23 protein-coding genes are annotated in these 21,793 nt (G+C 66.5%); 8 read left to right on the top strand and 15 right to left on the bottom strand.

Annotated features, from left to right (window positions below):
• Positions 1–29: 29 nt before the first annotated feature.
• The 5 genes from B128_RS0110360 to B128_RS0110340 are packed head-to-tail and all read right to left on the bottom strand — an operon-like array spanning position 30 to position 5,117.
• The gene (locus tag B128_RS0110360) at positions 30–1,364 is read right to left on the bottom strand and encodes a S8 family peptidase (RefSeq protein WP_018112204.1); all 1,335 of its coding nucleotides are present in this window, start codon (positions 1,362–1,364) and stop codon (positions 30–32) included.
• Positions 1,365–1,399: 35 nt separating this feature from the next.
• A complete protein-coding gene (locus B128_RS0110355) occupies positions 1,400–2,197 on the bottom strand; it encodes an ABC transporter substrate-binding protein (protein WP_018112203.1) in 798 nt (265 codons plus the stop codon).
• Entirely contained in the window at positions 2,194–3,432 is a 1,239-nt protein-coding gene (gene hisD, locus B128_RS0110350) for a histidinol dehydrogenase (protein ID WP_018112202.1), read from the bottom strand. The genes B128_RS0110355 and hisD overlap by 4 nt, the downstream gene beginning before the upstream one ends.
• Before the next feature lie 7 nt (positions 3,433–3,439).
• Positions 3,440–4,036 carry a hypothetical protein gene (locus tag B128_RS0110345; protein ID WP_018112201.1) on the bottom strand — a complete coding sequence of 199 codons (597 nt, stop codon included), beginning with the start codon at positions 4,034–4,036 and terminating at the stop codon, positions 3,440–3,442.
• 4 nt (positions 4,037–4,040) lie between these two features.
• Positions 4,041–5,117, bottom strand: a complete 1,077-nt coding sequence (locus B128_RS0110340) for a hypothetical protein (protein ID WP_018112200.1) — start codon at positions 5,115–5,117, stop codon at positions 4,041–4,043.
• 80 nt (positions 5,118–5,197) lie between these two features.
• On the opposite strand from B128_RS0110340, the gene B128_RS0110335 reads away from it, so the two are divergent.
• A complete protein-coding gene (locus tag B128_RS0110335; protein ID WP_014515903.1) occupies positions 5,198–5,566 on the top strand; it encodes a hypothetical protein in 369 nt (122 codons plus the stop codon).
• Positions 5,563–6,180, top strand: coding sequence for a uracil-DNA glycosylase (locus tag B128_RS0110330; protein ID WP_018112199.1), 618 nt, complete (start codon positions 5,563–5,565; stop codon positions 6,178–6,180). The genes B128_RS0110335 and B128_RS0110330 overlap by 4 nt, the downstream gene beginning before the upstream one ends.
• On the opposite strand, the gene bshB1 is transcribed toward B128_RS0110330, so the two are convergent.
• Positions 6,177–6,860, bottom strand: a complete 684-nt coding sequence (gene bshB1 / locus B128_RS0110325) for a bacillithiol biosynthesis deacetylase BshB1 (protein ID WP_018112198.1) — start codon at positions 6,858–6,860, stop codon at positions 6,177–6,179. The genes B128_RS0110330 and bshB1 overlap by 4 nt on opposite strands.
• A complete protein-coding gene (gene plsY / locus B128_RS0110320) occupies positions 6,853–7,458 on the bottom strand; it encodes a glycerol-3-phosphate 1-O-acyltransferase PlsY (RefSeq protein WP_018112197.1) in 606 nt (201 codons plus the stop codon). The genes bshB1 and plsY overlap by 8 nt, the downstream gene beginning before the upstream one ends.
• A 72-nt stretch (positions 7,459–7,530) precedes the next feature.
• Here plsY and B128_RS13470 point away from each other — a divergent pair, with 72 nt between their 5' ends.
• Genes B128_RS13470 through B128_RS12735 form a run of 4 tightly spaced genes read left to right on the top strand, consistent with a single transcriptional unit; the run spans position 7,531 to position 11,097 of the window.
• A complete protein-coding gene (locus B128_RS13470) occupies positions 7,531–7,992 on the top strand; it encodes a pilus assembly FimT family protein (RefSeq protein WP_083922119.1) in 462 nt (153 codons plus the stop codon).
• Positions 7,989–8,366, top strand: a complete 378-nt coding sequence (locus B128_RS12745) for a type IV pilus modification PilV family protein (protein ID WP_083922117.1) — start codon at positions 7,989–7,991, stop codon at positions 8,364–8,366. The genes B128_RS13470 and B128_RS12745 overlap by 4 nt, the downstream gene beginning before the upstream one ends.
• A 10-nt stretch (positions 8,367–8,376) precedes the next feature.
• Entirely contained in the window at positions 8,377–9,276 is a 900-nt protein-coding gene (locus B128_RS12740; protein ID WP_026175189.1) for a PilW family protein, read from the top strand.
• 45 nt (positions 9,277–9,321) lie between these two features.
• Entirely contained in the window at positions 9,322–11,097 is a 1,776-nt protein-coding gene (locus tag B128_RS12735) for a hypothetical protein (protein ID WP_245537243.1), read from the top strand.
• 24 nt (positions 11,098–11,121) lie between these two features.
• On the opposite strand, the gene B128_RS0110310 is transcribed toward B128_RS12735, so the two are convergent.
• Positions 11,122–11,895: an ABC transporter permease gene (locus tag B128_RS0110310; RefSeq protein ID WP_026175188.1), complete on the bottom strand. Its 774-nt coding sequence runs from the start codon at positions 11,893–11,895 to the stop codon at positions 11,122–11,124.
• Between the two features lie 35 nt (positions 11,896–11,930).
• Between B128_RS0110310 and B128_RS0110305 the strand changes: the two genes are divergently transcribed.
• Together B128_RS0110305 and B128_RS0110300 are read left to right on the top strand one after the other, a co-directional pair.
• Positions 11,931–12,932, top strand: a complete 1,002-nt coding sequence (locus B128_RS0110305) for an ABC transporter ATP-binding protein (RefSeq protein WP_018112194.1) — start codon at positions 11,931–11,933, stop codon at positions 12,930–12,932.
• Positions 12,929–13,705, top strand: a complete 777-nt coding sequence (locus tag B128_RS0110300) for an ABC transporter permease (protein ID WP_018112193.1) — start codon at positions 12,929–12,931, stop codon at positions 13,703–13,705. The genes B128_RS0110305 and B128_RS0110300 overlap by 4 nt, the downstream gene beginning before the upstream one ends.
• Before the next feature lies 1 nt (position 13,706).
• Here the strand turns inward: B128_RS0110300 and cimA are convergent, their stop codons facing one another.
• The 7 genes from cimA to B128_RS0110265 all read right to left on the bottom strand — a co-directional run bounded on the left by cimA (position 13,707) and on the right by B128_RS0110265 (position 21,770).
• On the bottom strand, positions 13,707–15,287 hold the full coding sequence (gene cimA, locus B128_RS0110295; RefSeq protein WP_018112192.1) for a citramalate synthase: 1,581 nt from the start codon (positions 15,285–15,287) through the stop codon (positions 13,707–13,709).
• Complete coding sequence (locus B128_RS0110290; RefSeq protein ID WP_223970904.1) at positions 15,281–15,799, bottom strand: GNAT family N-acetyltransferase; 519 nt, start codon at positions 15,797–15,799, stop codon at positions 15,281–15,283. The genes cimA and B128_RS0110290 overlap by 7 nt, the downstream gene beginning before the upstream one ends.
• 27 nt (positions 15,800–15,826) lie before the next feature.
• The gene (locus B128_RS0110285) at positions 15,827–17,383 is read right to left on the bottom strand and encodes a 2-isopropylmalate synthase (protein ID WP_018112191.1); all 1,557 of its coding nucleotides are present in this window, start codon (positions 17,381–17,383) and stop codon (positions 15,827–15,829) included.
• Between the two features lie 45 nt (positions 17,384–17,428).
• Positions 17,429–18,442 carry a ketol-acid reductoisomerase gene (ilvC, locus tag B128_RS0110280; protein ID WP_018112190.1) on the bottom strand — a complete coding sequence of 338 codons (1,014 nt, stop codon included), beginning with the start codon at positions 18,440–18,442 and terminating at the stop codon, positions 17,429–17,431.
• A complete protein-coding gene (ilvN, locus tag B128_RS0110275; protein WP_018112189.1) occupies positions 18,439–18,951 on the bottom strand; it encodes an acetolactate synthase small subunit in 513 nt (170 codons plus the stop codon). Before ilvN ends, ilvC begins: the two co-directional genes overlap by 4 nt.
• Positions 18,948–20,636 carry a biosynthetic-type acetolactate synthase large subunit gene (gene ilvB, locus B128_RS0110270; RefSeq protein ID WP_018112188.1) on the bottom strand — a complete coding sequence of 563 codons (1,689 nt, stop codon included), beginning with the start codon at positions 20,634–20,636 and terminating at the stop codon, positions 18,948–18,950. Before ilvB ends, ilvN begins: the two co-directional genes overlap by 4 nt.
• A gap of 138 nt (positions 20,637–20,774) precedes the next feature.
• On the bottom strand, positions 20,775–21,770 hold the full coding sequence (locus B128_RS0110265) for a YpdA family putative bacillithiol disulfide reductase (protein WP_018112187.1): 996 nt from the start codon (positions 21,768–21,770) through the stop codon (positions 20,775–20,777).
• Positions 21,771–21,793 lie beyond the last annotated feature (23 nt).

Genomic DNA, 21,793 nt, shown 5'->3' with positions numbered 1-21,793 from the left:
CCAGTCTATCCCCAGCCGGGTGAGGCGGATTAGGGGAAGCAGACGGAGGCGTAGGCGGAGGAGAAGATGCGGTCGGCCCGCACCAGGCCGAAACCGTACTCCTCGTCCGGCCCGCTATTCCCCAGGTCCTCGGCGGTGGCGGTGAGGCAGAGGTAGACCTGGTCCGGAGTGGGCCAGGCCTTGCGCTCGCTGGCGTACCTGCTCATGTAAAGGGCCGCCACCCCGGCCACCACGGGGCTGGCGAAGGAAGTACCAGTCGCCGAGGCGTACTCCTGGGGATTTGTCGGACTGAGCACGGCAAGATTTACCCCCGGAGCCACCAGGTCCAGCTCGGGGCCATGGGCTGAAAAGTCAGCCCGTTCCCGCGAGGAATTTACAGCCCCGACCGCAACAACACTGGTAGAGGATGCGGGAAACATGACCGGTCCACCGCTTGTGTAGCCAGTGTAGGGGGCCGAATAATTTCCTGCCGCCGCAAGGATCACCAGTCCGTTGGCGCGAGCCTGGGCCAGCTCTGCATCCAAGTAAGCATCGTATATGCCCACGCCCCCAAGGGAGATGTTCACCACCCGCACCCCCAGGCTCCTCGCTAACCGTATCCCCTGGGCGATGTAGGCCGTAGAGAAGACTCCATTATCCAAGCCCACTTTTATAGGTATCGCGTAGCCTCCCCAGGTAATGCCCGCAATCCCCTGACGGTTGTTGGTATCGGCAGCCAACACCCCCGCCACCATCAGGCCGTGTCCCCGGGAAGAGTCGGTCAGGCGGTCCGTGGGGTCCTCGTCCTGGTTGGCCACATCCAGCTTTACTCTTCGGGGAAGGTACTTGCTGGTCTGGAAGTCCTCGTGGGGCAAAATTCCCGTGTCCAGCACGGCAATGAGGGGAGGGCAGCCCCGGCCGGTGCTGCTGTTCCAGGCGGCCTCGAGGCCCACAAGCCCGTTCAGGTAAGCCTTCTGGTTGGGCAGATACAGGGGATCGTTGGGGACGGCCAGGGGGCGGTAAAGGTAGTTGGGCTGCACGTACTGAGCCCCCGCCCGCAAAAGAGCTTGGGCCCTGGCCTTTTCCTGGCCCCTAGGCACCCTGACCCGCAGGAAGCCCCGGGAAAGAGCCTCCTGGGGTTCGGCCCCTTCCGCCCTAAAAACCGACAGGGAAAGCCCGGGCTTGGGGAGGACGAGAAGCTCCCCGGGCACATACTCCCCCGCAAACTGACCCAGTCCTTGGAGGCGGAGGGGCTCGGCCTCCTGGACCTCCATGGGGCCCACGGGGCACTCGGTGGGGCTCACGGGCGGGGGGGGCTGGAACGGACAGGCGGTGAGAAGAAGGGTCAAAGCCAAAAGAACCCCCGGAAACCCCAAGCGCTTCATGGGGTCCACTATACCCCTCCCCCAGAGGGGCCACCTTAAGCCTGGGCTAAGGTTTGGGCCACCCGCTCGGCCAGCTTTTCCAGGAAGCCGAAGAACATGGGCCCGTAGTGGGCCAACTCGTCCCCATCCGTGGCCACCACGGGGAGGTCCCAGCCCCGCTCCCGGGCCAGGGCCTGGGCCTTCTCCAGGGGGTTTTTGCCCCAGGGCTTGGGCTCGTAGAGGAAGAGGTCCGGCTTGCGGCGGGCCACCTCGGAGAGGTCGGGGACGAAGTAGGCCTGGGGCACGTCCAGGAAGATGGGCCTCAGGCCCAGGTGCAAGAGGGCCTGGGCGATGTAGCTTCCCCGCCCCACGGTGATGGGCCCCCCCAGGTCCATCTCAAAGTAGACCCTAAGGGCAAAGCGTCCCTTGAGGGCGGCGTAGCGCCCGGCAAGCTGATGGGCCAGCTCTGAGGCCCGCTCCTCCAGGTCCAGGAGGTGGCCCAGGGTGGAGAGGTTCTCCAGGATGCCGTAGGGACTGGTGGGCAGGGGCACGGCGAAGACGGGGAAGCCCGCCTCCTTAAGCCTTAACGCCTGCTCCCGCTGTACCCCGGTGGAGAGGAGGACCAAATCCGGCTCCAGGCTCCTGAGGAGTTCCGTACGGGTCTTGGTGTAGGAGGCCACCACCGGCAGGGAGAGCACCTGGGCCGGGCGGTGGCAGAAGGCGCTCCGGCCCACCAGCCGCTCCCCCAGCCCCAGGGCGAAGAGGGCGTCGGTGAGGTTGGGAGCCAGGCTGACGATGCGCAAAAAGCGGTCGGGGAGCTCCAGGGGCCCCAGAAGCTCGTGGAAGAGCCTCATGACCGCAGGTCCAGGGCGCGGGCGTGGGCCTCGAGGCCCTCCGCCCGGGCCAGGAGGGCCCCCTTGCGGGAAAGCTCCCTCACCGCCCCTTCCGCCAGGCCCATGACGGGAATGACCTTGAGGAAGTCCCGGAGGGCAAGCCCCCCCTGGAAGCGGGCCGTGCCCGAGGTGGGCATCACGTGGCTGGGCCCGGCGATGTAGTCCCCCAGGGCCTCGGGGCTACCCTCCCCCAGGAAGACCCCACCGGCGTTCTGCACCCGGCCCAGCCAGGGAAGGGGGTCGGCCAGGGCCAGGCAGAGGTGCTCGGGGGCGTAGAGGTTGGCCAGGGCGAAGGCCTCCTCCAGGTCCTGGGTCTGCACCAGCCCACCCCGCTCCAGGGCCTTCCGGGCAATCTCCCCCCGGGGGAGGTCCTGGAGCTGGCGGAAGAGCTCCGCCTCCACCTTCTCCAAAAGGGCCCGGTCCGGGGAGAGGAGCCAGGGCTCGGAGTCCGGGCCGTGCTCCGCCTGGGCCAGGAGGTCAGCGGCCAAGAGCCTGGGGGAGGCGGAGCCGTCGGCCACGATCAGGGTCTCCGTGGGGCCGGCCAGGCCGTCTATGCCCACGGCACCGAAGACCTGGCGCTTGGCGGCCACCACGTAGGCGTTCCCCGGCCCCACGATCTTGTCCACCCGGGGAACCCGGCGGGTGCCGTAGGCCAAGGCGGCGATGGCCTGGGCCCCGCCCATGGCGAAGAGGCGGTCAGCTCCCGCCACCCAGGCGGCGGCCAGGACCCCGGGGTGGACCCGGGGGGGGCTGGCCACCACCACCTCCCCCACCCCGGCCACCTTGGCAGGCACCACGCTCATGAGGAGGCTGGAAAGGAGGGGGGCGCTTCCCCCGGGCACATAGACCCCCACCCGCTCCAAGGGGCGCACCAGCTGGCCCAGGACCCCCCCCCTCTCCGCCCGCAGAAACCCGCCCCGGGCTTCCTCCCGGTAGAAGGCCTCAATGCGCTCCTTGGCGGTCTCCAGGGCATCCCGCAGGCCCTCGTCCAGGTCCTCGTAGGCCTCCCGCCAGGCCCGCTTGGGAATCTCCTCCACGGGGTGGCCGTCCAGGTCCAGGCTCAGGCGGTCCAGGGCCTCGTCCCCCTCCTCCCGCACCGCCTGGAGGATGCCCCGGACAATCTCCTCCACCTTGGGGTCAAAGGAAAGCCCCCGGCGGGCGAAGCGCTCCCTCACCTCCTCCGCGCGGTAGATCATGCCTCCACTATACCCAGCGGCGCCGCCTCCGGGGCTCCTCCACGCCCTCCAGCACCGCCTCAAACACGTGGTCCCCCACCTGCTGGGCCAGGCGCACGGGAAGCCCCTCCTCCAGCTGGACCAGGGTGAGGCCTGGGCGGAGGCGGTAGTGCCGGCGCACCCTGCCCGCCACCTCCAGGTCGGAAAGGCGCTCCACGTAGGCCCGGCCCCCGGGCATGGCGAAGCGCATCACCTCCCCGGGGGCAAGCTCCAGCTGGGGCAGGCAGAGGAGCAGGGAAAGGGGGTCGTGGTAGGGGGTAAGGTAGGGCAAGGCCAGGCTCTCCTTCCCCTGGGTCACCAGGACCACCCCCTCGTCCTCCAGGCGCTCCACGGTGAAGACCCGGGCCTCCCGGGCCTCCACCCGCTCGGCGAAGTAGCGGGAATACCCCTCCGCGTCCGTCTCCGTCTGCCAGCGCTGCCGGGTCCGGGGCAGGGGCAGGTTCACCTCGGCCAGGAGCGTGGCCTTCACCCCCTCCTCCTGGGGGCGCACCTCCAGCCGCCCCTCCCCCGCCGGCTCCCCGGCGAAGAAGTAGCGGTAGAGGTAGGTGGCGGCTCGTTCCGTCATGGCCCTAGCGTACCTTGATGGTCAAGGGGGGCCCCGGCACCTCCAGGAGGTAGTCCACGGGGTCGCGGCCCGCCACCCGGATGCGCAGGCGGTACACCCCCTCCCGGTCAAACTCCGCCCGGCCGGGAGCGGTGAGGAGGGTCTGCCCGGGCACCATCCTGGAGCCTTCTGGGACCTCGAGGAGGATGACCTCCGCCCGCTCCGTGGGTGGGTCGGTGCGGAACTCCATCAGGTAACCCCCCTTGGGAGCCGGGCGGGGCCAGAAAAGGAAGGCCGCCAACAGGAGGAGGGCCAAAAGGACCCCCAGCCACACTCCCCGGCGGCCCAGGGAGGGCCGGGGGGGCTCCACCACCGGGAAGGAGGGCTCCTCCCGCTCCTCTATACGGATGACCCGGGGGCGGCTTGGGACCCCCTCCCTCTGGGGGGCGGGCTCCCTCTGGGGCTCGGGCACTGGCTCCACGGGGAGCTGCTTCCGGGCGCCATTGGGGGGGGCTTCCGGGAGGGGTTCCGCGGGGGCCTCGCCAAGGAGTTCCGGGGAAGCCTCTGCCGCGGGGGGTGCCGGGGTCTCCCAAAGGTCCTGCAGGGGCTTCTCCCCCCTTGCTGCCGCCTCCAGCGCTTCCCTCAGGGAAAACTCCCCCCAGCGCTCCCCCGCCAGGGCCCGGGCTAGGGCGGCCAGGGCCTTGGCGGGCTCCCCCGCCAGGGCCTCCACCCCCACCCCCGCCAGCCAGACCCGCTTGCCCTTCACCAGGCAGAGCTCGGGAAGGGGGGCATGGCGCACCCCCTGGGCCTCGAGGGCCTGGAGGAGGCGGGCCATCTCCAGAACCCAGTGCTGAAGCCGCTCCAGATCCGCCACCCCCAGGTACTGGGCAAGGGGCACGGCCCCCAGGGGCCATTCCAGGACCCAGGCCTCAGGGGTGGCCTCCAGCAGGGGAAGCACCCCCTCCCGGACCACGGGCGACCCCCGGGCCCCCTTGAGCACCATCACCGGCATGCCGGTGCGGGTGTCCTGGCCCTCGTAGACGGTAATGGTTTCAATTCGGGCGAGAATGCGCCGCAACCAATAGGGGCCCAAAACCTCCATCCCCCCAAGTATACGCACCCTCCCATGAACCGGCTTATAATCTCCCAAAGGTAGGGCCCTAAGGCCGGAAAGGAGCGGGGATGGAGTTCAAGATCACGCTGACCACGGAGGAGATCGTTCGGGGCTTGAAGCACTACCGCCGCATCGCCAAGCAGGACGTCCTCCGGGCGCCGGAGACGCCCAACCCGGAGGTCTTCCGCCGCCACGCGGAGGCCCGGCGCGAGGTCTACGCCAAGCTGGCCGAGGTGGCGGAGGCCGAGGGTCCGGAGGCCGTGGTGCAGTACGCCCTGGAACTCTACAAGTCCCTGCCCTTCGTCACCGGCACCCCGGAGGATCAGCACCCGGAGATCAAGGGCCAGGAAAACGCCCTGGAAAACTTCTTCCTCATGATCGGCCTGGACCCCAAGACCCGCCGGGAGGCCAGGAAGGCCCGGAAGCCCCTGCAATGACCCTGGAGCTCCTGCAAGCGCAGGCCCGGAACTGTACCGCCTGCCGGCTGGCTGAGGGCCGCACCCAGGTGGTCTTCGGGGAGGGCAACCCGGACGCCCAGCTCATGATCGTGGGGGAAGGCCCGGGAGAGGAGGAGGACAAGACGGGCCGCCCCTTCGTGGGCAAGGCAGGGCAGCTCCTGAACCGGATTCTGGAGGCGGCCGGCATCCCCCGGGAGACGGTCTACATCGCCAACATCGTCAAGTGCCGCCCCCCGGGAAACCGCGCCCCCCTGCCCGACGAGGCCAAGGTTTGCACGGACAAATGGCTCCTCAAGCAGATTGAGCTCGTCGCCCCCCAGATCATCGTCCCCTTGGGGGCGGTGGCGGCGGAGTTCTTCCTGGGGGAGAAGGTCCCCATCACCAAGGTGCGGGGGCAGTGGCACGAGTGGCACGGCATCCGGGTCTTTCCCATGTTCCACCCCGCCTACCTCCTCCGGAACCCCAGCCGTGCCCCCGGAAGCCCCAAGCACCTCACCTGGCTGGACATCCAAGAGGTGAAGCGGGCCCTGGACGCCCTGCCCCCCAAGGAGCGCCGCCAAGCGAAGGCGGTGAGCCAGGAACCCCTCTTCTAGGCCCGGCTCCAGGGGGTGTAGAGCACGGGAAGCGGGCTCACGAAGGGCTCGGCGTAGTCCACCCCCAGGTAGTTGCCGAAGTGGCGGCGCAGGGCCTTGCGGGCCTCCACCCCCTTAGGCCCCACGGTCTCGCTCACCGCCTCCCCGGCGAACTGGCTTTTGTAGGCCAAGACCGCCTGTTCCCAGCGGTCAATAAAGGCGGAGATCTTGACCAGGAAGCTGGGGGTGAAGGGGTGGTTCCCCGGGTAGAAGAAAAGCCGCTCCACCCGGTGGGGCTCCCCCTCCAAGGGCGCCTTCCTCAGGCCCGCCAGATGCACCGCCGCCACCGCCAGGCGGCTTGCGGCGGTGTGGTCCGGGTGGCGGTCGGCCTCGAGGGGGGCGAACACGATGCGGGGCCTAAGCCGCCTCAGGGCCTCCGCCAGCCTAAGGCGCTGCTCGGGCACGTCCATGAGCCCGCCATCGGGGAGCTCCAGGTTGCCCCGGAAGTCCAGGCCCAGGATGCGGCTCGCCTCCACCACCTCCCGGGCCCGCTCCTCCGCGCTGCCCTTGGACCCCATCTCCCCCCGGGTGAGGTCCAGGATGCCCGTGGTGAGGCCTTCCGCCTTGGCCCGGGCCAGGGTGCCCCCGCACCCCAGCTCCCCGTCGTCCGGATGGGGGGCCACCACCAAAAGGTCAAGCATTGCGCACCTCCGCCTTTTCCCCAAGCCGCCTCTCGGTGCCATCCTGGAGGCGCTTCAGGTTATCCCGATGGGTCCAGAAGATGAGGAGGGCCAGAAGGAGCACCGTCCCCACCTCCCAAAGGGGCCGCCCCAGGGCCAGGGCCAAGACCGTGGCCGCCACCCCCCCGGTCATGCTCCCCGCGGACACGTAGCGGGTGAGGAGCATCACGGAAAGGCCGATGGGCATGGTCCAGAGGGCCAAGGGGGGGTCCAGGAAAAGGAGGGTGCCGAAGCTGGTGGCCACACCCTTGCCCCCCCTAAACCCCAGGAAGACGGAGTAGTTGTGCCCCAAGACCGCGGCCAGGGCCACCCCGCCTAAAAGCGCCCCCTCAATCCCCAGGGCACGGGCGATGAGGACGGCAATCCCCCCCTTGAACACGTCAAAGAAGGCCACCACCAGGGCCGGCCCCGGACCCAGGGTGCGGAGGACGTTGGTGGCCCCGATGTTCCCCGAACCCACCTTGCGGATGTCCACCCCATAGGTGCGGGCCACCAGGACACCCGCCGGGATGGAACCGAAGAGGTAGGACAAAAAAAGGGTCAAAAGCAGCGCCACCATGCCAGGGCATTTTACCCCCCTCCCCCGATTTGGGGGATGTCAAAGACTCGAGAGCCTTGCTAGGCTAACCTTATGCTCAGGGTTAAAGGTCTGACCCTGGTGGAGGTCCTCGTGACCATAGCCGTCTTGGGTATTGCCCTCTCCATTGCCGCCCTCAACTTGCGCCCCTTTTACGATCCCCTCTCCGACGGGCTAACACGCACCGAGGGATTGCTGAAACAAGTCCGCGCCAAGGCCATGGCTACCACATCGGCTTATAAGCTCTCCCTGAGTGGAAATGAGTGGACGGCTGCCCGTGCGGGAACATGTAGGAGCACTTCTTTTAGCGCAGACCCTTCCCTTAACTTGAAGCTGCCGGAAGAGGTGACGGCCTCCATTAGCCCAAGCGGGGCTTCCTTGTGCTTCACCAGTCGGGGCCTTTTGGTAATCCTAGGCGGTAGCGGTTCCGGTGAGCCAGTCATCACCCTTCGCGACAACAAAGGGCGGACCAAGAGCTTAAAAGTTTTGCTGGGAGGGGGGGTGTTGCGGCAGTGAAACGACACAAGGGACTCACCCTGGTGGAAGTCCTGGTAGCCCTGGCCATTCTGGCTCTTATTGGTCCGGTGCTGGCAGGCTTCATCAGCCACTTACAGGTAAACACCCGGGCAGAGATACGAAGCCAAGCGGTAACCCTGGCCCAAGAACGGCTCGAGCAACTTAGGTTGGTCAACCCACAAACCCTCCCGAATTCCGGTTGTGAAGACCAAACCCAGTCTCGCGGAGGACGCACCTACACCGTGCGCACGTGCTACTGCCTGAATGCAGGCTTCTGCGGTCCAGGCGCCCGGCACCTAGCAGTACGGGTTTTCCTTTCCGGTGAAACGGCGCCCGTCTACCAAGTAGAAACGGTATACACCCAGCTAAGATAGGAGGCAGGAGATGCAAAGGAGAGGTTTCACCCTAGTGGAACTCCTGGTGGCTCTGGGCGTCGCGGTCCTCCTCCTGGGCTTGCTTCTCAGCACCTCCCTCGGCAACCGTCGGCTTTACGTTTTGGACCAAGACCGCACGGCTGCTAACCAGAACCTGAGGGCAGCCTTGGACATCCTCGTGGCCGACATTCGCCAGGCAGGGGAGCGCTTGCCAGGGGATTTTCCTGCGGTTGAAATCAGAAACGGAAGCGAGCTGATCCTGCGAAGAAATCTCCTGGATGTTAGCCTTGTCTTATGTGATCAGAATGGCATTAGCGGCAACCAGGACAATATCCCCGTGGCGGATAAAAACCCCCCTGGGAACGCTACAACGGCCTATTTGGAAGCTTGCGCGTTCCGTGACCAAAATGGCAATCGTTACGATGACCGTATAGACCTCTGGCAAAGCTACCGGTGTAATAGCGATGGGGTGCCTGCATGCAAAACTGGCAACCAACGGGAAGTGGTGCGGGCCTATATCTACGATCCCCTGAACGATCGGGGGGAGTGGTTCGACTACGACGGTGAAGATGCCTCGGGAGTGAAAATCCACAAGGGAAACGGCGAACGGTGGCAACACAGCTACAGTAACCTCTCCCGCCTCTATATTTTGGAGGAACGCCGGTACTATCTTGAGAACGGAATTCTGAAGACGGCCGAGAACGGGCAGACGGGTAAAGGCTTGGTGGCCAACGCGATCGGCTTCCAGATTCGGGCCAAGGTCGGCGGAAGCTGGCAAACCACTTTCCCCAATTCCAACCAGAACTGGCGCATCCTGGAAGCCTTGGAAACTACGGTCAGGGTAAAGGTTGGCAACCTAGAGCGTGTAATGACCACCCAGGCTGTACCCCGAAATGTCTTTTCCCGGTAAGGAGGAGGAATGGGAAGGGGTTTCGCTTTAGTCAGCACTTTAATCATGTTGGTCGTGTTGATGAGCCTGCTCACCGCCTACTTCGCCCTAACCCGGATAGAGCTGGGCTCCACCCAGGCCAGCGTGCGCCAAACCACGGGCTTTTACGCCGCGGAAGCCGGGCTGAACCTGCGGGCGGAGGAGATCCGAGCCAAGTTTCTTGGATACAACCGCCCCCAAGGCACAAGTCCTTCTCCCACCAACCCATGCCAGGGGAACAACCTGGGTTCAGGGGATTTCGCTTGTAAAGCCTACACCGTTTCTGGGCGCACAGTGAGGACCTATGTAGTGGAGGCCGCAGGCAACCCCCAAAACGTCACCATCCCCCCGGGGGAGCTCTACGAGAACTTGGATGCCCAAGAGTACCGCTACTCCCTCTTTTCGGAAGCCATCGGCCCTGACGGCAGGACCGAAGCAGTGCTGGAGCTGGTCTTTAAGAGCCGGTTGGTACCGATGTTCCAGTTCGCTGCCTTTTACAACAAAGACCTAGAGATCCTCCCCGGCCCCAACATGACCCTGAACGGACGGGTCCACACCAACGGCGACCTCTATCTGAACGCTGGAAACACGCTTACAATTCAGGGTCAAGTGAGTACCGCAGGTACCCTCTACCGAGGCAGGAAAGATACAACTGGGTGTTCTGGCACGGTCAACGTCTACAAGGAAAATAACCAGCCCGCCTCCTTACCTTGCGGATCTGGAAACTCGCGGCGCTCCTTTGACCAAGCCAGTGTGGCAGCTTGGGGTAACCGCGTCCAAGTGGGAGTGAGCCCGGTGAGCGTACCGCAACCTGAAGACCTAGAGCCCCAACCTGGCAGAACCTACTGGGAGAAGGCCGACCTCCGCTTGGGTTTGGATCTCTACACCACACCCCCCCTGGTTAAGGTCTACCGGGTACAGAACGGAACCAATGTACCCGACCTTGGGGCGACCGCAGCTCTCAACGCTTGTGTGGGCGCTGTAGGCACCTCGGAAGGCTTTTATAACTGGCGGGAGGGCCGAGTCATCCGTATGATGGAGGTAGACTTGCGGAAGCTCTTAGACTGCGTGCACCTGAATTCCTCTATTTTTGGTTTCTCCCTAAATGACGCCACAGAAGGTGGTCTTGTCTTCCACTTCACGGTCTTCGGCCCAAACTCTAGCGAGGTCAACAACTACGGCGTTCGGATTAAGAATGGAGGGGAGATCGCCTCTACTCTCCCCAACGCCCCGAGGCCCCGAGGCCTGACCATTGTCACCGACCAGGCCGTCTACATCCAGGGAGACTTCAACAAGACCAACTGGATTCCGGCGGCCTTCCTGGCCGACAGCCTTAACATTCTCTCCAACGCTTGGACGGATGACGCTAGAAGTTACCAAACCCTAAGCCAAAGGGCAGCCAGCGACACGGAGGTGAATGCCGCTTTTCTGTCCGGGACCGACATCACGGGAGGTGTAGAGGGCCCCTCCGGACGGGATAAGGGGAACTACAACGGCGGGCTGGAGAACTATCCCCGCTTCCATGAAACTTGGAGCGGCAAAACCCTAACGTATAGGGGTTCTTTTGTCAGTCTGGGCATCCCCAGGCGCGTCAATGGGCCTTGGTGCGGTACGGGAGGAAGTGGTACCTATGACCCCCTTAGGGGCCGGGTCAGCGGGAAAACAGGTTGCAACATCTACGATCCTCCCACTCGGAACTGGTCCTACGAGGTGCGGTTTTCTCAGGGGCAGCTCCCTCCTCTCTCTCCTCGGTTCGTCTATCTGCGCCAGGAGCGTTTCTTGAGGGAATTCGAAAGGCCGTAAGCGGGCAGGGGGCACCTAAGGCCCTTAGCTGCTCGCCGAGGTGTAGCTCCTGAGGGCCAGGCGGAAAAAGCCCCGGGCCAGGAGGAAAAGGCCTAGGGCCAGCCCCCCCGCCCAAAGGGGTAGCCCGGCCCGGCCCAAGGCGGCCTCGGCCGGCACCGTGGTGAGGAAGGCCACGGGGACCACGAAGGTGAAGAAGGCCCGGTACAAAGCGGGGTAACTGGAGGCGGGGAAGCGGCCGGCCTCGAGGAGGCCCCGGAGCACCTCGGTGACGTTGTAGATCTTCACGAACCAGACGCTGGTGGTGGCCAGGAGGAACCAGAGGCTATAGAGCATGAGGGCGCCAAGAAGCCAGTAAAGGGCGAAAAAGAGGTAACCCCCTGGGTCCAGGCCGAGCCGGCCTCCCCCGTAGAGGAGAAGGCCAAGCCCAAGGAGGAAGTCCCCGAGGCCCCAGGGGGAAAAGACCCGCAAAGAAAGCCAGAACTGGGGGTCCAGGGGCTTGAGGAGCACGAAGTCCAGGGTCCCCTGCTGCACGTGCTCCACGATCTTGTTGAGGTTGGGGGCGAGGAGGGTGGCCGCAAGGCCCTGAAGGAGGGTGAAGGCGGCGAGGACCAAAAGGGCTTCCTCAAAAGCCCACCCCCCGGGCTGGTAGCCCCCCTGGTAGAGGAGGAGGAGGCCGAAGAGGGCCCCAAGGAGGGTGAGCCCCGAGGAGAGGAGGCCCAGCAGAAAGTTCAGGCGGTACTCCATCTCCGCCGCCAGGGAAAGGCGCAGGAAAAGGGCAAAAACCCGCAGATACCGCACAAGGCCCATTACACCACGGAAGGTAGACTGGGAGGGTGCGGGAAGCGGCCATCGTCCTAGCCCAGGACCTCACCAAGCACTACCGCGTGGCCCTCAAGGAGGAAAGCCTCCTGGCCACCCTGCGCCACTTCTTCTTCCGGGAGTACCGCACGGTGAAGGCGGTGGAGGGGGTTTCCTTCGCCATCGCCCCCGGGGAGGTGGTGGGATTCCTAGGCCCCAACGGGGCGGGCAAGACCACCACCCTGAAGATGCTCACCGGCCTCATCCACCCCACCCGGGGCCAGGCCCTGGTGGCGGGCCACGTCCCCTGGCGGCGGGAAAAGGCCTTCCTGAAGAAGATCACCCTGGTCATGGGCAACAAGCAACAGCTCATCTGGGACCTCCCGGCCATGGACACCTTCCGGCTCAACGCCGCCATCTACGAGGTCCCGGAGGGGGAGTTCCGGAATCGGGTGGGGGAGCTGGCGGAGATGCTTGGCCTTCAGGACAAGCTCCACCAGCCCGTGCGCAAGCTCTCCCTGGGGGAGAGGATGAAGGCGGAGCTTCTTGCCGCCCTGCTCCACCGCCCCCAGGTCCTCTTCCTGGACGAGCCCACCCTGGGCCTGGACGTGAACGCCCAGGTGGCGGTGCGGGACTTCCTGAGGGCGTACAACCGCCGCTACGGGGCCACCCTCCTCCTCACCAGCCACTACATGGCGGATATCGCCGCCCTCTGCCCGCGGGTTCTGGTAATCCACCAGGGAAGGCTCCTCTACGACGGGGCCCTGGAGGGGCTTCTGGAGCGCTTCGCCCCCTACCGGGAGGTGGGGCTCACCCTGGAAAGGCCCCTCCCCCGGGAGGCCCTGGCCCCCTACGGGGAGGTGCGGGCCCTGGAGGGACGGGAGGCCAAGCTCCTGGTGCCCCGGGAAAGGCTCACGGAGCGGGTGGCCGAAATCCTCAAACGGCTTCCCGTGGAGGACCTGGAGGTGCGGGAACCCCCTTTGGAGGAGGTGATCGCCCGGGTCTTCCAAAACCCTCTCCCGGTGGAAGAGCCATGAGGAAGGCCAAGACCCTCCTCTCCGTCTACCTGGCCTACATGCTGGAGTACCGGGCGGAGCTTTTCCTCTGGGCCCTGGCCGGGGTCTTGCCCCTCATCCTCCTCGGGGTCTGGACCGAGGCGGGCCGCAGCGGGGACTTCCCCCTAAGCCCCGGGGAGTTCGCCCGCTACTTCCTCATGGTCTTCCTGGTGCGCCAGGCCACGGTGGTCTGGGTGGTGTGGGAGTTTGAGCGGGACGTGGTGGAAGGCCGGCTCTCCTTCCGCCTCCTGCGGCCCCTGGACCCCTTTTGGGAGCACCTGGCCGCCCACCTGGCGGAAAGGCTCGCCCGGCTACCCTTCGTGGTCCTCCTCACCCTCCTCTTCTTCTACCTTTTCCCCGAGGCCCGCTTCCGCCCCGAGCCCCTCCCCTTCCTCCTGGGCCTCCTCCTCACGGGGCTGGCCTTTTTCCTGCGCTACCTCATGCAGTACACCACCGCCATGCTCACCTTCTGGAGCGAGCGGGCCACGGCGGTGGAGGAGGTCTTCTTCCTCCTCTACCTCTTCCTCTCGGGGACCATCGCCCCCCTCGAGGTCTTCCCCGAACCCCTGCGGCACCTCGCCCTCCTCACCCCCTTCCCCTACCTGGTCTACCTGCCCGCTGCCCTGTTGGCGGGGCAGGAGGTGAGCCTTTTCCCGGGCCTTTGGGTGATGCCCCTTTGGGGGGTGGTCTTCCTCCTCCTCTGGCGCTGGCTCTGGCGCCTGGGCCTCAGGCGCTACTCGGGCATGGGGGCTTAGGTCAGGCCCCCTTGGCCACCGCTTCCCGCACCGGGAAGAGGAGGGCGTAGGCGTAGCCGTCGGTGAGGGCCTTGAGGGAGGCCTCGAGGATGTTCTCGCTGGCCCCCACGGTGGCGAAGCGCTCCTCGTTCCGCTTCATCTCCACCATCACCCGCACCCCGGAGTTGGTGCCCGCCTCCTGGCCAGAGAGGATGCGCACCTTGTAGTCCGTGAGCTCCACCTCGGCGAGCTCCGGGTAAAACTGCAACACCGCCTTGCGGAAGGCCCGGTCCAGGGCGGAAACGGGGCCGAAAGGGCTCTCGGCGGCGGTGTGCTGGAGGCTCTCCCCCACCCGCACCCGCACCGTGGCCTCGGCCCAAGCGGTGTCCAGGCCCGAGCCGTGGACGAAGACGCTAAACCCCTCCACGCTAAAAGGCAGGGCCCCGCCCTTGAGCCGGTGGGCCAGGAGGTAGAAGCTCGCCTCCGCCCCCTCAAAGGCGTAGCCCTCGTACTCCAGGGCCTTCACCTCGTCCAAGAGGCGCTTGGCCTCCTCCTTGGAGAGGTCCACCCCGAGCTCCTGGAGCTTGGCGAGGAGGTTGGAGCGGCCCGAGACATCCGAGACCAGGAAGCGGCGGGTATTCCCCACCCACTCCGGGGGGATGTGCTCGTAGGTGCGGGGGTTTTTGAGGACAGCGGACACGTGCACCCCCGCCTTGTGGGCGAAGGCCGCCTCCCCCACGTAGGGGGCGCGGCGGTTCGGGGTGAGGTTGGCCCGCTCGTCCACGAAGTGAGAGAGCTCCTTTAGGCCCTTCAGCCTTTCCGGGGGAAGGGCGGGGATGCCGTACTTGAAGACCAGGGTGGGGAGGAAGCTCGTGAGGTTGAGGTTGCCGCACCGCTCCCCGTAGCCGTTGATGGTCCCCTGGACGTGGGTGGCCCCGGCCCGCACCGCCGCGAGGGCGTTGGCCACGGCGAGGTCGGCGTCGTTGTGGGGGTGGATGCCCACCCGGACCCCCGGAAACCGCTCCACCACCGCCTTGGTGATGGCGTAGACCTCCTCGGGAAGGCTTCCCCCGTTGGTGTCGCAAAGGACCAGGGTGTCCGCTCCCCCCTCCCGGGCGGCCTCCAGGGTGGCGAGGGCGTAGGCGGGGTCCTCCTTGTAGCCGTCAAAGAAGTGCTCGGCATCGTAGATGACCCGCTTTCCCCTCCTGGCGAAGAAGGCCACCGTGTCCCGGATCATGTGGAGGTTTTCCTCCAAGGTGGTCTCCAGGGCCTCGAGGACATGCAGGGTCCAGCTCTTGCCGAAGAGGACCACCACCGGGGTTTCCGCCTCCAGGAGGGCGAGGACGGAGGGGTCCTCCTCCGGCACGAGCCCCTTGCGGCGGGTAGCCCCAAAGGCGGCGAGCCGGGCCGCCCCCAGGTCCACCCCCTTCATGCGGGCGAAGAACTCGGCGTCCTTGGGGTTGGAGCCGGGCCACCCCCCCTCAATGAGGTGGATCCCGAAGGCGGCGAGGCGCCTCGCGATGGCCACCTTGTCGTCCACGGAGAGGCTTACCCCCTCCCCTTGGGTACCGTCCCTTAAGGTGGTGTCCAGGATTTCTACCACTTCTGCCCCCCTAGGTCAAACCCATAGGCCACTTCCCAGAGCTTAGCCCTACCCAGCTCAATCTCCCGCTCCCCCAGGAGCACCCCGCCCAGGTGCTCGTAGAAGCCCCGCCCCTTTGGGTTCTCCTTGAGGACCCAGACCAGCATCCGCTCATAGCCCTCTGCCTGAAGCAGCCGGGCTCCCTCGTGGAACAAGGCCCGCCCCAGGCCCTTACGCTGCCAGGTGGGAAGAACGTAGATGGCCCAAAGCTCCGCGGTGTAGCCGGGAAAGCCGGAAGCCCTATCCGGCCCAAAGGCAGCGAAACCCACCACCTCCCCGGCCTCAGCCACGAAAAGCCGGCCGGGCCAGGTGGGGTCTCTCAGCCTTCGGGCCCACCGGTCTGCTTGCCCTTCGTAAGAGAGCTCCTCCAGGAAAGCCTCCGGCACCACACCCCGGTAGGTGGCCCGCCAAGTATCCACCAGGACCCGAGCCACCCCAGGGAGGTCCTCTAGCCCGGCCCTACGGATCCGCACCACGGACGCTTCCTAAAAGCCCCCACCCTAGACCCCACGGTGAACCTCCTCAATGGAGGGCGGGTGCCGGGTGGCCCGGCCCGAGGCGAGCTTCCCGGCGGCGTCCAAAAAGGCCAAGGCGCTCGCCTCAATGATGTCCGGGGAGACCCCCACCCCCACGGCCTGGAGCTCGCCGAGCCGGAGGCGCACCGTGACCTGGCCCAAGGCCTCGGTGCTCCCCGTGATGGCCTCCACCCGGTAGAGCTCAAGCTCCGGCCTCAGGCCGATGGCCTCCTGGATGGCCTTGTACACGGCGTCCACCGGCCCATCCCCTGTGTGGGTGGCCACCCGCTCCCCCTCGGGGGTCCTCACCTTCACCGTGGCCGTGGGCAAGAGGCCCGAGCCCGAGAAGAACTGAACGTGTTCCAGGGTGAAGAAGTGGGAGGCGGGCTCGCGCTCGCTTTCCACCAGGGCCTGGAGCTCCTCGGCGGAAAGGGGACCCTTTTTCTCGGCGATCTCCTTGAAGCGGGCGAAGAGCTTCTTCAGCTCCTCCTCGGAGAGGTCCTTGTAGCCCAGATCCTCCAGGGCCTTCCTGAAGGCTGCCCGCCCCGAGTGCTTGCCCAGGACGATCACCGCGGGCCGGCGGCCGATGAGCTCGGCGTCCATGATCTCGTAGGTGGCCCGGTGCTTCAGGACGCCGTCCTGGTGGATGCCGGACTCGTGGGCGAAGGCGTTGTCCCCCACGATGGCCTTGTTGGGGGGGACGGGCATCCCCGTGTAGCGCTCCACCAGGCGGGAAACCCGGTAGATCTCCCGGGTGTTGATCTGGGTGTAGGCCTTGTACCAGTCCCGGCGCACGTAGAGCGCCATGACCACCTCCTCCAAGGAGGTGTTCCCCGCCCGCTCCCCAATGCCGTTGATGGTGCACTCCACCTGCCCCGCCCCGTTCTCCACGCCGGCCAGGGCGTTGGCCACGGCGAGGCCCAGGTCGTCGTGGGTGTGGGTGGAGATGATGACATCCCGCCCCCGCACCACCTCGTCGCGGATGCGGCGGATGAGGGCCCCGTACTCCCCAGGCGTGCCGTAGCCCGTGGTGTCGGGGATGTTGATGGTGGTGGCCCCCGCCTCTATGGCCACCTCGTAAAGCCGCTTCACGAAGTCCCAGTCCGCCCGCATCACGTCCTGGGCGGAAAACTCCACGTCGTCCACGTAGCGGCGGGCGTAGCGGACCATTTGGTCCGCCATCTCCAAGACCTCCTCCTCCGTCTTCTTCAGCATGTACTCCAGGTGGATCTTGGAGGCGGAGGTGAAGACGTGAATCCTTGGCTTTTCCGCCTTCTCCAAGGCCTTGGCCGCCTGGTCAATGTCCAGGGTGTGGGTGCGGGCCAAGGCGGCGATGATGGGGCCCTTTACCTCCGTGGCGATGCGCCGCACCGCCTCAAACTCCAAAGGCCCGGATACGGGAAAGCCCGCCTCAATGATGTCCACGTTGAGCCGGGCCAGGGCATGGGCGATTTCCAGCTTCTGGTCCAAGGAAAGCGCCACCCCTGGGCTCTGCTCGCCGTCCCTAAGCGTGGTGTCAAAGATTCGGATGTGCCGCTCCATCGTTCCCCCCTTTGCAGAAAAGGGCCCCCCAAGGGGGGCCCTTCGTTACCCGACTTCCTCCAATACCCTGGCCCTGAGGAAGGGCATCATGGCCCGAAGCCTCGCCCCCACCTCCTCAATGGGATGGGCCTTCCAGCGCTTGCGGTTGGCCTCGAGGACGGGCTGGCCCACCTGGTTCTCCAGCATCCATTCCCGGGCGAACTCCCCGGTCTGGATCTGCCGGAGGATTTCCCGCATGCGCCGCTTGGTCTCCTCCACCGGCACCGCCACCTCGCCCCGGGTGTAGTCCCCGTACTCGGCGGTGTTGGAGATGGAGTAGCGCATCCCGGCGAAGCCCGCCTCGTAGATGAGGTCCACGATGAGCTTCACCTCGTGCACGGTTTCAAAGTAGGCCATCTCCGGCGGGTACCCCGCCTCCACCAGGGTCTCAAACCCCGCCTGGATGAGCCGGGTAAGCCCCCCGCAGAGCACCGCCTGCTCCCCGAAGAGGTCGGTTTCCGTCTCGTCCTTGAAGGTGGTGGCGATGACCCCGGCCCGGGCAGCCCCGATGGCCTTGGCGTAGGCCAAGGCGGTGGGGAAGGCGCTCCCCGAGGCGTCCTGGTGCACCGCCACCAGGGCGGGCACCCCGCTCCCCCTTTGGTACTCGCTCCGGACCAGGTGGCCGGGCCCCTTGGGGGCCACCATCCAGACGTCCAGGTCCCGCCTGGGCTTGATCTGGCCGAAGTGGATGTTGAAGCCGTGGGCGAAGGCCAAAGCCGCCCCTTCCCTCAGGTTGGGCTCAATCTCCTCCCGGTAGACCCGCCCCTGGGCCTCGTCGGGGAGAAGGACCATGACCACGTCCGCCTCCCGCACCGCCTCGGCCACGGAAAGCACGCGGAGCCCCGCCGCCTCCGCCTTGGCGAAGCTCTTGGAACCGGGCCTCAGGCCTACCCGCACGTCCACCCCCGACTCCTTCAGGTTCAGGGCGTGGGCGTGCCCCTGGGAGCCGAAGCCCAAGACCGCTACCTTCTTGCCGAGGATGAAGCCTAGGTCCGCATCGTGCTCGTAGTAGATCTTCATACCGCCTCCCGTTTTTCCCTGACCTTAAGGGTCCTCTCGCCCCGGCTCATGGCCACGGCCCCGGTGCGCATGACCTCGAGGATCCCAAAAGGCCTCAGGGCCTCAATGAAGGAACCCACCTTCCCCGAATCCCCGGTGAGCTCCAGGATCAGGCTCTTCTGGGCCACGTCCACCACCCTGGCCCGGAAGGCCTCCTGGATGTCCTTGATGGCCAGGCGCTCCTCCACCCCGGCCACGTGCACCTTCACCAGGCAAAGCTCCCGCTCCACGTGGGGCTCGGAGTGGTCCGTGACCTTCAGGACCTCAATGAGCCGGTTGAGCTGCTTCTCCACCTGCTCCAGGGTGTGGTCGTCCCCGGAGACCACCAGGCTGATGCGGGAAAGCCCCGGCACGTGGGTGGTGCCCACCGCCAGGCTCTCCAGGTTGAAACCCCTCCGGGCAAACAGGCTGGTGATGCGGTTCAGCACCCGGGGATGGTCCTGCACCAGCACGGAGATCACGTGCCTCACGCCTCCACCTCCTCCTTTTCCGCAGGGTGTTCAATGATCATGTCCTCCGCCGCCCCTCCGGCGGGAATCATGGGGAAGACCCCCTCCTCGTGGTACACCTTAAACTCCGCCACCACCGGGCCGTCCGCGGAAAGGACCGCCTCCACCCCCTTCATCAGGTCCTCCTTGCGCTCCACCTTCACCCCCCGGATGCCGTAGGCCTCGGCCAGCCGGGCGAAATCGGGGTTGGAGTCCGCCAGGTAGACCTCGGAGTAGCGCTTGGCGTGGAAGAGGTCCTGCCACTGCCGCACCATGCCCAGGTAGCCGTTGTTGAGGACCACCACCTTCACGTCCAGCTTGTACTTCACCAGGGTGGCCAGCTCCTGCAGGGTCATCTGGAAGGAGCCGTCCCCGTCAAAGTCAATGACCAGCTCCTCCGGCCGGGCCACCTTGGCCCCGATGGCGAAGGGCAACCCCACCCCCATGGTGCCCAGGCCGCCGCTGGTGAGGAAGCTCCGGGGCCGGGTCACGGGGAAGAACTGGGCGGCGAACATCTGGTGCTGCCCCACCCCGGTGGTGACGATGGCATGCCCTCCCGTGGCCTCGGCGAAGGCGCGGATCACCTCCTGGCTCTGCAGGTGGGGCCGGGGCTTCCAGCGCAAGGGGTAGCGGGTGCGCCACTCCTCCAGCTCCCGCCACCAGGTGGCCAGCCGCAGGGGCTTGGCCCCTTTGAGCATCTCCCGCAGGACCTGGCGGGCGTCCCCCACGATGGGGATGTGGGTGCGCACCACCTTGCCGATCTCCGCCGGGTCAATGTCCACGTGGATGATGGTGTGGGCGTGGGGGGCAAAGCGGGAGACCTTACCCGTGACCCGGTCGTCAAAGCGCAGGCCGATGGCCAGGATGACGTCCGCATGGTGGATGGCCCGGTTGGCGGCCACGGTGCCGTGCATGCCCGGCATGCCCAGCCACAAGGGATGGTTCCCGGGGAAGGCCCCCAGGCCCATGAGGGTGGTGATGACGGGCAACCCCGTGCGCTCGGCAAAGGCCAGGAGCTCCCCGTGGGCGTGTTGCGCCCCGCCTCCCACCATGAGGATGGGCCTTTCCGCCTTCTCCAGGGCGTCCAGGGCCCGCTCAATCTGCTTGGGATGGCCCTTCAGGGTGGGCTTGTAGCCGGGAAGGTCCAGCTCCACCTCAAAGCTCCCGGTGAACTCCGAAAGCTGCACGTCCTTGGGAATGTCAATGAGCACGGGGCCGGGCCTCCCGGTGGCCGCGATGTGGAAGGCCTCCCGCACCACCCGGGGCAGGTCGTTCACGTCCTGCACCAGGTAGTTGTGCTTGGTGATGGGCATGGTGACCCCGGTGACGTCCGCCTCCTGGAAGGCGTCCGTGCCGATCAGGGCCCGGGGCACGTTCCCGGTGATGGCCACCACGGGGGTGGAGTCCATGAGGGCATCCGCCAGGCCCGTGACCAGGTTCAGGGCCCCGGGGCCGCTGGTGGCCATCACCACCCCCACCCGGCCGCTGGCCCGGGCGTAGGCGGTGGCCGCGTGGACACCGCCCTGCTCGTGCCGCACCAGGATGTGGCGGATCTTGCTGTCGTAGAGGGCATCGTAGGTGGGCATGATGGCCCCGCCAGGATGGCCGAAGATCACCTCCACCCCCTCCCGCTCCAGCGCCTTCAAAAGCACCTCTGCTCCCTTCATGGCCCCCTCCTAAACGGAAACCCCCCGGGTTTTCCGGGGGGTTTATGGATGCGCCGAAAACGCTACACCCTACCCCCCGCTGGCCCTACGATTAGGACCAGGGCTAGGGATAGGGCGAGCACGGAACGCATCTTGCCGCTAAGGATAGCGGGGGGGTGCTTCCCGTGTCAAGGGGTTAAGCCGGCGGGCAATGGCCCTGAGGGCCCTCTCCGCGTGCTCCCGACCGTTTTCTATGAAGACGGAGCGGGTATCGGGGCCATAGGCGCAGGAGCCCACGGCGAAGAGGCCCGGCACCGAGGTCTCCCACTCCGGGGAAAGCCAGGGCTTCTCCCCCTCGTAGGCCACCCCCGCCTCCTTAAGAAGCCGGTCCTCCGCCCGGTAGCCGATGAGGACCAGGACGAAGTCCACCTCCAGAAACTCCTCCCCCCCGGGGCGGGAAAGCCATAGCCCCTCCGGGGTGATGGCCTTCACCCTGGCCTCCATCACCGCCCCTATCCGGCCCTCCTTTACCCGGTTCTCAAAGTCGGGGAGGAGCCAGTACTTGACGCTGGGCCGCACCCGGGCCCCCCGGTGCACCAAAACCACCTGGGCCCCACCCCGGTAGAGGTCCAAGGCCGCCTCCACCGCGGAGTTGCTCCCCCCCACCACCGCCACCTTGCGCCCGAAGAAGGGAGCGGCCTCCTCATAGCGGTGGAAGACGTGGGGAAGCTCCTCCCCCGGCACCCCAAGGCGGTTGGGGTTAGCAAAGTAGCCCGTGGCCACCACCACGTAGCGGGCGGAAAAAACCTCCTCCCCCTTGCGGCTTCGGGCCAGAACCCCAAAGCCTCCCTCCTGCCCCGCAATCCCCACCACCTCGGTGTAGGTGCGGACGTTGATCCCCTCCCGCTCGGCCACCCTCTGGTAGTAGAGGAGGGCCTCGCGGCGGGTGGGCTTGGGGCCCTGGGAGACCAGGGGGTGCCCCCCGATCTCCAGGTTCCTGGCCTCGGAGAAGAAGACCATCTCCCGGGGGAAGCGGTAAACCGTCTCGGCCACCGTGCCCCGCTCCAGCACCAGGTGGGAAAGGCCGAGGCGCTTAGCCCACAGGGCCGCGCAAAGCCCCACCGGCCCCGCCCCCACCACCAGCACGTCCACCATCCCCCCCAGTCTACCGGTACTTG

The organism is Thermus igniterrae ATCC 700962 (assembly GCF_000376265.1).
GTDB classification, from domain to species: domain Bacteria; phylum Deinococcota; class Deinococci; order Deinococcales; family Thermaceae; genus Thermus; species Thermus igniterrae.
Note: the sequence above shows the minus strand (reverse complement) of the source record. Positions and strands in the feature narration are given on the sequence as shown.

Coding starts and splice junctions, on each gene's coding strand:
- B128_RS0110360 (WP_018112204.1), bottom strand. CDS start 1,364: ATGAAGCGCTTGGGGTTTCCGGGGGTTCTTTTGGCTTTGACCCTTCTT.
- B128_RS0110355 (WP_018112203.1), bottom strand. CDS start 2,197: ATGAGGCTCTTCCACGAGCTTCTGGGGCCCCTGGAGCTCCCCGACCGC.
- hisD (WP_018112202.1), bottom strand. CDS start 3,432: ATGATCTACCGCGCGGAGGAGGTGAGGGAGCGCTTCGCCCGCCGGGGG.
- B128_RS0110345 (WP_018112201.1), bottom strand. CDS start 4,036: ATGACGGAACGAGCCGCCACCTACCTCTACCGCTACTTCTTCGCCGGG.
- B128_RS0110340 (WP_018112200.1), bottom strand. CDS start 5,117: ATGGAGGTTTTGGGCCCCTATTGGTTGCGGCGCATTCTCGCCCGAATT.
- B128_RS0110335 (WP_014515903.1), top strand. CDS start 5,198: ATGGAGTTCAAGATCACGCTGACCACGGAGGAGATCGTTCGGGGCTTG.
- B128_RS0110330 (WP_018112199.1), top strand. CDS start 5,563: ATGACCCTGGAGCTCCTGCAAGCGCAGGCCCGGAACTGTACCGCCTGC.
- bshB1 (WP_018112198.1), bottom strand. CDS start 6,860: ATGCTTGACCTTTTGGTGGTGGCCCCCCATCCGGACGACGGGGAGCTG.
- plsY (WP_018112197.1), bottom strand. CDS start 7,458: ATGGTGGCGCTGCTTTTGACCCTTTTTTTGTCCTACCTCTTCGGTTCC.
- B128_RS13470 (WP_083922119.1), top strand. CDS start 7,531: ATGCTCAGGGTTAAAGGTCTGACCCTGGTGGAGGTCCTCGTGACCATA.
- B128_RS12740 (WP_026175189.1), top strand. CDS start 8,377: ATGCAAAGGAGAGGTTTCACCCTAGTGGAACTCCTGGTGGCTCTGGGC.
- B128_RS12735 (WP_245537243.1), top strand. CDS start 9,322: ATGTTGGTCGTGTTGATGAGCCTGCTCACCGCCTACTTCGCCCTAACC.
- B128_RS0110300 (WP_018112193.1), top strand. CDS start 12,929: ATGAGGAAGGCCAAGACCCTCCTCTCCGTCTACCTGGCCTACATGCTG.
- B128_RS0110285 (WP_018112191.1), bottom strand. CDS start 17,383: ATGGAGCGGCACATCCGAATCTTTGACACCACGCTTAGGGACGGCGAG.
- ilvC (WP_018112190.1), bottom strand. CDS start 18,442: ATGAAGATCTACTACGAGCACGATGCGGACCTAGGCTTCATCCTCGGC.
- ilvB (WP_018112188.1), bottom strand. CDS start 20,636: ATGAAGGGAGCAGAGGTGCTTTTGAAGGCGCTGGAGCGGGAGGGGGTG.
- B128_RS0110265 (WP_018112187.1), bottom strand. CDS start 21,770: ATGGTGGACGTGCTGGTGGTGGGGGCGGGGCCGGTGGGGCTTTGCGCG.